This is a genomic window from uncultured Lamprocystis sp., assembly GCF_903933125.1.
Classification (GTDB): domain Bacteria; phylum Pseudomonadota; class Gammaproteobacteria; order Chromatiales; family Chromatiaceae; genus Thiodictyon.
The window spans coordinates 1-1,994 of the sequence record NZ_CAIZIZ010000142.1 but is presented as its reverse complement, the minus strand read 5'-3'; the positions used below and the strand labels follow the sequence as shown (position 1 = coordinate 1,994).

Here is a 1,994-nt window from a genome sequence, read left to right as displayed (position 1 = left end):
GATTTTTTCTTAATCGCTACGCGGATGCCGTCTTAACGACCGCTCCGCCGTGGCTGGGGCAGCGCCAAACCGCTGCGATGAACGTGGGCACGATAGCTTAAATTCGGGGGAAAACTGTCCTGGACATCGGGTCCACTACACTATCGCGCCGGCTTGGACTCAGCCGATGAGTTTACGCTACGCACGGATGCCGACCTCTCGGCGGCGTTGGAGTCGGCGGCCAGCGAGATCGACCGCTGGCGCCCGGCTGGGCTGCTCAGTGCTGCCGCAACGGCGGTGCTGCGCGACGTGTCGATGACCCTGGCACGGATGCTCATCCACCAGGACCAGGCGCTGGACGTGGCTCATCCCATCGTGCGCGAGGCCCTGGAGGCCCGCGCCTGGCTGCGCGCCCTGGCCGCTGGGACGGTGCGACTGCCCGACGACGCAACCACGGATGCGGCCACGGCCACCACCACCACCCGGACCGGGAGCCCGACCCGAGTCTATGGGGACTGCTTCGTTGCACAGTACGACCTGACCCGCGGGGGGTGCTGATGTCCGGCTTTTCAATCGATATTGATGATGCCCAACTGACCGCCGCCCTACGCGGCCTGACCACGCGGCTGCGCGATCTGCGCCCGGTGATGGCCGGCATCGGGCAGGAGTTGGTCACGCTGGCGGACCTGAGCTTTCGCGGCGAGCAGGATCCCTGGGGCAAGCCGTGGGATGCTCTCTCAGAGGTTACCCTGCTGCGCCGTGGCCAGCGTAAGACGGGCGGCAAGTCGCTGCGCACCAAGCGCGGCAACACCCGCGCCAGTGCCCTGCGCGCCATGCTCAGCGCCAAGATACTGCGCGACACCGGGCGCCTGGCCGGCTCGGTCAACTACCGCGCCAGCCGTGACCAGGTGGTGGTCGGCAGCAATGTCATCTATGCCGCGACCCAGCAATTCGGCCGCGCTGACAATCGGATGTTCGGCCGCGCCCTGGCCCCAATCCCCGCGCGCCCCTTCCTGCCGATTCGCAACGGCCGGCTGGACCTGCCGGCCGCCACCCGCGCCGCGCTCCTGGACCTCCTGCATGACGCCCTCGCGCAGGCCGCCCAATGAGCGCGCTGCTGCCTGACCTGGCGGCCGGCCTGGATCACATCGCCACCACCTTGGCCACGGCCCTCCCGCCCGGCACCACCGTGTTGCGCGCCGGTGGCGCCTTCGACGCCGGGGAGATTCGCCGCCACGTCACCGCCACCCCGGCGGCTATCGTCGCGCTGCTGAGCTTGGGCGACTACACCCGCCGCGGCAGCGGCGGCTGGAGTGTGCAGGTGCAGTTGGCGGCCTACCTGCTGACCCGCGATCAGCCCGCCCTGCCGCCGCGCGACCTGGCCGCGCTGACGCTCGCCACCCACACCATCCGCGCCATCAGCCGCGCGAACTGGGGCCGCCCCGACGCCTTCGGGGTGGTCGAGCAAGCCAGCCTGGATGCTACCAACCTCTATTCCGGCTCCCTGGACGCCGCCGCCGTCGCGCTGTGGGTGGTGACCTGGGAGCAAACCTTCATCCTCGACCTGACCTCGGAGACGCCCTCATGGCCCTCGATCTAACCACGCGGCGATTCATGTTCCTGGATGTCGCCATGAAATACGGCGTGTGGAGCAGGGACACCCGCCCGACCAGCTTCTACGACGCGGTCAACTTCACCAAACTGGAGTTCGAACCGCCCAAGCAGAAAATTGCCCGCGTCTCCTCGCGGATGGACGGCAGCGTCGGCCAGGCCCTGGCGGTGGTCAACCGCCCGACCGGCGAGCCGGCCACGGTGGCGGCCGAGTTCGATGCCGCGCCGGTGAACTTCATCGCCCTGGCGCTGGGCGCCACCGTCAGCGAGTTGGCTGTCGACGCCAAGACGGTGACGGACACCGCCGTGACCACGGTGTTGGGGCTGTGGGTGCCGCTGCCCGACCAGTGGATCACCGCCGCGAGCTTCACGCTGGAGACCGATGGCGGGGTGGGCGACGACGT

At 69.1% G+C, this 1,994-nt stretch carries 4 protein-coding genes; all 4 read left to right on the top strand.

Translation table 11 applies throughout. The features are described from left to right. Positions 1-153: 153 nt before the first annotated feature. A complete protein-coding gene (locus tag QZY03_RS06865) occupies positions 154-537 on the top strand; it encodes a hypothetical protein (RefSeq protein ID WP_295579438.1) in 384 nt (127 codons plus the stop codon). Then, positions 537-1,088 (top strand): phage virion morphogenesis protein, encoded by a 552-nt coding sequence (locus QZY03_RS06860; RefSeq protein ID WP_295579436.1) that lies wholly within the window; start codon positions 537-539, stop codon positions 1,086-1,088. The genes QZY03_RS06865 and QZY03_RS06860 overlap by 1 nt, the downstream gene beginning before the upstream one ends. After that, a complete protein-coding gene (locus tag QZY03_RS06855; RefSeq protein ID WP_295579435.1) occupies positions 1,085-1,579 on the top strand; it encodes a hypothetical protein in 495 nt (164 codons plus the stop codon). Before QZY03_RS06860 ends, QZY03_RS06855 begins: the two co-directional genes overlap by 4 nt. After that, positions 1,564-1,994 (top strand): hypothetical protein (locus QZY03_RS06850; protein ID WP_295579433.1); only part of this gene is annotated, 431 nt, incomplete at its 3' end. The genes QZY03_RS06855 and QZY03_RS06850, both read left to right, overlap by 16 nt.

Excerpts from the sequence above, each read along its gene's own strand:
- QZY03_RS06855 (WP_295579435.1), top strand. The coding sequence starts at position 1,085 with ATGAGCGCGCTGCTGCCTGACCTGGCGGCCGGCCTGGATCACATCGCC.
- QZY03_RS06860 (WP_295579436.1), top strand. The coding sequence starts at position 537 with ATGTCCGGCTTTTCAATCGATATTGATGATGCCCAACTGACCGCCGCC.